At 46.5% G+C, this 6346-nt stretch carries 6 protein-coding genes and 1 pseudogene; 1 reads left to right on the forward strand and 6 read right to left on the reverse strand.

Annotation, left to right across the window (positions count from 1 at the left end):
• Window positions 1-335: 335 nt before the first annotated feature.
• Entirely contained in the window at window positions 336-1151 is an 816-nt protein-coding gene (locus H146_RS0117760; RefSeq protein WP_019953223.1) for a sulfite exporter TauE/SafE family protein, read from the reverse strand.
• Between the two features lie 556 nt (window positions 1152-1707).
• On the opposite strand from H146_RS0117760, the gene H146_RS21045 reads away from it, so the two are divergent.
• Complete coding sequence (locus tag H146_RS21045) at window positions 1708-2634, forward strand: LysR family transcriptional regulator (RefSeq protein WP_083920943.1); 927 nt, start codon at window positions 1708-1710, stop codon at window positions 2632-2634.
• Between the two features lie 30 nt (window positions 2635-2664).
• Here H146_RS21045 and H146_RS0117775 read toward each other — a convergent pair whose 3' ends face one another.
• From H146_RS0117775 to H146_RS22565, 5 genes and pseudogenes are all read right to left on the reverse strand, one after another.
• Window positions 2665-3504 carry an EamA family transporter gene (locus H146_RS0117775; RefSeq protein ID WP_019953226.1) on the reverse strand — a complete coding sequence of 280 codons (840 nt, stop codon included), beginning with the start codon at window positions 3502-3504 and terminating at the stop codon, window positions 2665-2667.
• A gap of 9 nt (window positions 3505-3513) precedes the next feature.
• Entirely contained in the window at window positions 3514-4677 is a 1164-nt protein-coding gene (locus H146_RS21050) for a DegT/DnrJ/EryC1/StrS family aminotransferase (protein WP_083920944.1), read from the reverse strand.
• The gene (locus tag H146_RS21055) at window positions 4646-5368 is read right to left on the reverse strand and encodes an HD domain-containing protein (RefSeq protein WP_083920945.1); all 723 of its coding nucleotides are present in this window, start codon (window positions 5366-5368) and stop codon (window positions 4646-4648) included. The genes H146_RS21050 and H146_RS21055 overlap by 32 nt, the downstream gene beginning before the upstream one ends.
• Window positions 5369-5371: 3 nt before the next feature.
• Entirely contained in the window at window positions 5372-6004 is a 633-nt protein-coding gene (locus H146_RS21620; RefSeq protein ID WP_169433504.1) for a Fe(II)-2OG oxygenase family protein, read from the reverse strand.
• Window positions 6005-6208: 204 nt separating this feature from the next.
• A pseudogene (locus H146_RS22565) lies at window positions 6209-6346 on the reverse strand (IS5/IS1182 family transposase); the annotation flags it as partial.

Raw genomic sequence — 6346 nt, forward strand, 5'->3', positions numbered from 1 at the left:
ATGCCATCAATGCCTTTACGTTATAAATAGTTCATAAAAATGGCTCGCCGGGCATAAGCGACGTGTCCCTCATGCATTCAATGCTGCCGGTGGCAGGCGCAGCCGACGCCATGGGGGTATAACGGCGCGATTCGACGTCCTCGTGAATAAGGCGGGCTCATGCCGGCCTTGTTCGAGTGAGTTCACCGTCAACCGACCATAGCACGCCCTCTCCGACGAATCCGGCAGGATCGGTTACGACATCGAAGCGCCAGTTATGAACACCATCAGGCCACCAGCGCTATTTACTGAGAACACGGTGGAATTCACCACCATCAGGAAAGCTCCGATTCGATTCAGTGCATGACGACCATCACCACCAGTACCACCGTCAGCAATAACAAGTAAACCCCGGCATGTAGGCGATCCGGAATGCGCCCGATCCATTGCGACGCCAGGCGGATACCGAGCCATGACCCCACCGCCAGCGCCAGCGCCAGCAACGCGCGCAGATCCACATATACCGCGTACCAGGGACCCAGAGCGGTATCGCTTGCTGACAGCAGTATATAAGTCGCGGTGCCACTCACCGACATCGGCAACGACAACGGATTGGCCATCGCCGTGGCCGCCGTCATGCTGGCCCCTCTGCGGCGCATCAGTGGCACGGTCATCACGCTCCCGCCAACACCCAGCAAGGCGGCGACCGTGCCGATGAAGGTACCGATCATCGCCGTCACCAGGCGGCTCATGGAACGCACGTCACCAGTCGCTTGATGCAGGAAACCGGGCCGCAGGATGGCATCCGCAATCGTGATCGCCAGGTAGACGATGAACACCCAGCGCACCCAGTCCCCGCTCAACGACACTGCCGCGGCCGCGCCGAGCACGGCACCGATAGCGATATAGCCGACCAGCGGACGCCCCAGATGCCATTGCACGGTCCGCCGCCGGTGGTGACGCCATGTCGCCAGGGAGGCCGCGAAGATCATCAGCGCGGTCGAGGTGGCCACCGCGATATGCATGGCCGCCAGGCCAGCCGCGCTGTCCGGCCCATGGACGGCAATCAGCAAGGTATACATCAGGGGAACGACGACGAAGCCGCCACCGAAACCGAACAATACGGTGGTAACCCCAGCCAACCCGCCGCAGAGAAGCAATACGCCATACACCGGAACTCTCCTGATGGAACTCAACGACAGGAACGATATTCCGATAAGGGGTGGCCGACGTTCGCCGGTTGGTCAATAATCGTTGTATTTCGGCCACGCTGACGACAAATGCTCAATATTCCTCTGGCGGACGTGGATCATGTGGCCCGGCCCATCGTGGCCATCGGCACCGACTATAGCCCCGGCGCCCTGCTCGACTTTCATATTGGACATGTTGGTCACAATGCAAGATAGCGCATGGCACCCTTCGCTCGGGTATCGAACAGCACGACACCAGCTCACTGACCGAAGCCGCTGAGATCGGTATCTACTGCCGCTGGACAAGAACACTGCGCTATACCTCGCTGGATCAATTGCAGTCCCACCTCGCGGGTTATCTATAACCTATAGTAGCGACCACTCCCTCAGGGCACTTAAGGACAAAACACCACCTGAGTTATCCTTGAGCAGTGGTAGAAAGAGCCCGAGCGGTTTTATGATGACCTAAGCCACTTCTTCGCGGGGCTAAACACCTAATGGCAGAATGCTCAAGTGCTCATGCCGCAAATGAATTGCAATGGGGGATAGAAGAATGCCGAAGGACGTTAAGAAGGATATAGGTAGATTGTTTGTTTTTTACTATGTCGTCACATCAGGGAGTTTTAGCAAGGCAGCAAGGGAGCTATCGATGTCCAGAGCCGCTGTCATGAAAAACATCGAGCAGCTTGAGGAAAAATACCAGACAAAACTAATAAACAGAACAACAAGGAGTTTTGATGTCAATGAAGCCGGAAGAAATCTTTACATTCACGCTGAAAGAATATTCAAAGAAGCCAAGAAAGCTTGCCAATATCTTGAAGCACAGCAACATCCAGAAGGCAGTATAAATATTCAAATTCCCTACATACTTGATCGAGAAGAAACACACTCAGTTCTTTCGAAGCTTAGGAAAAACTACCCAAGATTAAAACTCATGGTATCTCTTGGAGATGCTGCCGAAAATCTCACCCAAAAAAATATAGATATAGCCTTACAGATCGGCGAGCTCCCTGATAGCAACTATTATGCAAAACCAATAATGAAATTCAGCACGCACATAGTTGCAAGTCCATTATACTTAGGCAGAATAGGGACGCCATCCCACCCCAAAGAATTAATAAACCACAAGTGCATTAACTATCGCCATTGTATCAGTGGAAGCCAGTGGTTGCTCAAAGATCCAAAAACTAATGGGCTGGTCCTTTTTGACTTGGGTGAAGGAACCAGTGCCGATAGCGAAAGGTTGCTGGTGTCATTTGCAGAAGCTGGCGAGGGTATTACAACAGCACTAAACATTGCTTGCAGAGAACAATTTAGAAAAGGGACCTTAGTTCCAATACTTGAAGAGTGGACTTACCCTGTAACCCTATATGCAGTATACACTACACATTCAAACATGGCAAAGAAAACCAAGCTCTTATTAAAATTATTAGAGCAAGAACTACCAAGGGTATTGCGTTCATAACCAAGCACCTTCCCTAGGGATCATAGATATTCATTTTTGTTCCGCGTAGGTGGTTGAGCGTGCGAAAACTACAAACCCCATGCCAGTTACCATGCCAACAAACGAAGCAATCCTACTAGGATTGATATGGGAATTGAATAAAGCTAAAGCCAAGATTGCAGCTGTAATAGGTGCAATAAATTGGCAAACTCCGAGTTCCACGGCCCTTAAATTTCGACTTGCCTTGACAAACAGGAGCAATGGGGTAGCATTAACCAGCCCCATGGCTAGAAGCAGGAACCAATCCTTATAACTTACTTCGCCCAACGTTGACGATGGAAGTAGAAACACACCTAACGCAATTACAAAAGGTGTCATTAAAGCTGTTTCACTCCTTAATGACCCAACAACGTCTGTTGTGCCTCTTTTTTTATGCAAAATAACATATAAAGAAAAGGGAAGAGCAATAAAAAAACTCAAAAGAGGAAAGGCTTTAACAGAGACGGCATCCGTGACAACAGAGAACGAGCATATGAGCACACCGATCTTATGCATCAAATTAAGCTCCTCTTTTAGAATCACCGCCCCTACCATAACTGTAATAATTGGCATAATCATGTAAGCGTAACTCGCCTCTAAGACACGACCGCCAAGCACCGCTATCATGTAAAATATCCAGTTGCAGGAGATTAAGAATGCGGTTGGTAGATATTGCAATGTGTTACTTGGAAATAGAATCTCACCCCTAATGTAGCTATATAGAGCCAGCGTCCCAAATGTTCCAGCTATTTGAAAAGAAAGAAGGAGAACTGGACTGACGTCACCAAGGAAGTAATAGTACAGCGGCATCATACCCCATAGGAGATTGGCCATAATGGCTTGAATGAGCATGACAGCCTCTTATTTAAAAACATTCTTGATCACGCGAGTCGATTTTTCTATGTCTTGCATACTGACTTCATCATGGCATGGAAGAGTGATTAAACCATCCATAACACGAGATGCATTCGGAAAGTCTAGACGCACATCTTTTCTATACCTATCCATAGAATAGGCTTTCCTAAGGAAAGGAAATTCCACCATTAGGCCTTGTCTGTATCTATGAATATCGTTACCTATCCCTTGCTCGTTCATCAGCTTAGCAACACTCTTAGACAACCCTTTCGTTGGATCCTCGATATAAAAACAGGCTGCGTAATGGTTATATCGGTAGCTGCTCACAAAAAATCGAAAGATCCTCCTTCCGTATACCGATGCTTGAATCCCATCGAGACATTCTTCCCAGTACATTGACTTAGACTCTCTTTCGCTCCGGTTGAATTCAAGTTTATCCAGTTGCTGGGCGCCTAAAAGGGCCTGAAGCCCAGATAGCTTGTAATTCAAACCGGATCTAAAGCCAAAACCGCCAAGTTTTTGTGAAAATCCAATACGAGTATAACTACGGATACGTTCATATAGGTAGTCAAAATCTGTGGTTATAAACCCACCTTCTCCGGTACTAACCAGCTTGAATTCATGTGTACTAAAGCATCCAAGGTCACCGACACACCCCTCATAACCTAATTCATTTTGGGTCCCAAGCCCTTGTGCGGCATCTTCAATGACCACCCAATCATTTTGTCGAGCAAAATTGATGATAGATGCATCGATTGCAGAATTACCCCACATTGAGACCGTAATCAATGCTTTTGTTCGACTAGATGACAGCTTGTCTAATGATTCGAGACTAGGCTTGAACGACATTTCCTGACAATCATAAAAAACAGGAACCCCTCCTGCTTCTATAACTGCGCATACAGTCATGGGTACGCAAATTACTGGAACGAGAACTTCATCACCATTTTGAATGACTTCCGAAACAGATGCATGTAATGCTGCTGTACCAGATGACACTGCGATTGCATTGCCCACACCTAGCACATTCTTAATTTTTTCTTCATATTCACTGATCAGCGATGAATCTCCAGACAACAAATCTGCCTCCATGGCACTGATGGCGATTTGTTCCATCTCATCTCTGCTTCTTATCCTTTTAAATGTGCAGTCTACAATTTTCTTGCTCATTTTTTTTCCATGCCCATATTTTTTCTTTTACTTCATTGTAATCGTTTGAATTTCCACCAATATCCTCTGATAGTTTTTCTAGAAACTCAACCAGATAGTTGCACTTAGCCTTAGCTAGTTCATGACCTTTATTTGTATTCATACCATAAGGAAGCTTAAGAAGCTTCGACTGGAAGTGGTCAAGCGCAAACTCTTTATCATTAACTTCTCTGCGCAAGGCGAACGGGTCAAACTCACTCCAAAGCTCTTGCCCCATTGAACCTGCAATGTAGAAAACGCGGGCCAAGCCTATTGCCCCTAGAGCATCCAACCTGTCCGCATCTTGGACTATTTTTGCTTCCAATGTCTCTGGGGCTATGTTCGCGCTAAAGCTATGTGCAAGTATTGCATGGTATATGCTTTGCTGGAGATTTCTCGGGAAGTCACTGAATCTTTCTTTTAAGATGCTAATGCATTTTTCGGCAGAGAGCTTTGACGACTCCTGCCTATTTGGAGCGTTTTTTGGAAGCGATACACAATCATGAAAATAACAAGCGGTTATAACCACAAACGGATCACCACCCTCTTCATCAAGTATTATTTTAGCCGCTTCTGCAACTCTTATAGTATGATAGACATCATGAGCCTCATCTTGAACAAGATGTTTAGATGTAAAACTGCGAAGCTCTTGCTCCCAGGCTTCTATATCCACTTTTCACCTCACAAGCATTACATGATTTTTTTGATCATCAAATTCGATTCTGCTTAAATTTTTCCTGTCATAACCATAAACGCGCAACATCCACCGGTCGTTACCATCAAATCTCTCTGTCCCAAATATTTCTCCTCTGCCATGCAAGCAGTATCGATTGTTTATTATTGCAAGATCACTTGGTGACAGATTGAGATGGGTATCCATGCGACTACGTAAAATTAGCTTTTTAAACGCATGAAGCGCTTTTTCTGCTTTCAAATTCTCCCCCTGCAATTTGCTGCTGCTAAACCTTATTCCAAACTCTCCAGTTCCACACCTCACCAGCACTGGTAGATTTTTCGTTTTTATCGTGACATCAAACGAAGATTGACTGAATGCTGAAAACTCGGGTTCTGAAAGCGCATTGATCGTTTCGCCATCCATCTGGTTTAATATCTGCTTTATTGGCAAGACCTTCGTCGGGATATTGTCTGGGTTTCTTAAGCACATTAGACCAAAAAATTCTGGCGAGACCGGGGCTCCCTTTTTCGGTCGCTCCTCGTGAAAGTAGCCATTCACGACCTCTGTGTGGTACTTTAATTCTTTCGTAGACCTATGAAAGCTTTTGCTATTGTTGCGTGCGGGCATGACCATGTGAAAGAGCCTTCCGCCCATTTCATCTTTGAATGAAGCTGCCTTTAATCCATGAAGATTAAGTAGTCGCCCCTGCTAAACCCCGATTTTTTCCGGGGAGTCGAATTCGGCTCTCCTTATACTGGCCAATGAGCACAAAAAATTGAAGATCATTGACCGGACATAACGCCAAAATAGACCTGAAAAGCGGAAAAAGTAACAGACAAAAAGAAGCTCCCTGAGCTTCTTCATGACTTTCCTCAAATTCATGCCGACACCACACAGCAGCGCATGAATCCGATCGCCCTTGCGCCCTTTCAGATAACAGCGTGACAGCAATCCTTCGCTTTTCATGTGACCGAT

Origin of the sequence: Kushneria aurantia DSM 21353 (assembly GCF_000382245.1) — a bacterium.
GTDB lineage: Bacteria > Pseudomonadota > Gammaproteobacteria > Pseudomonadales > Halomonadaceae > Kushneria > Kushneria aurantia.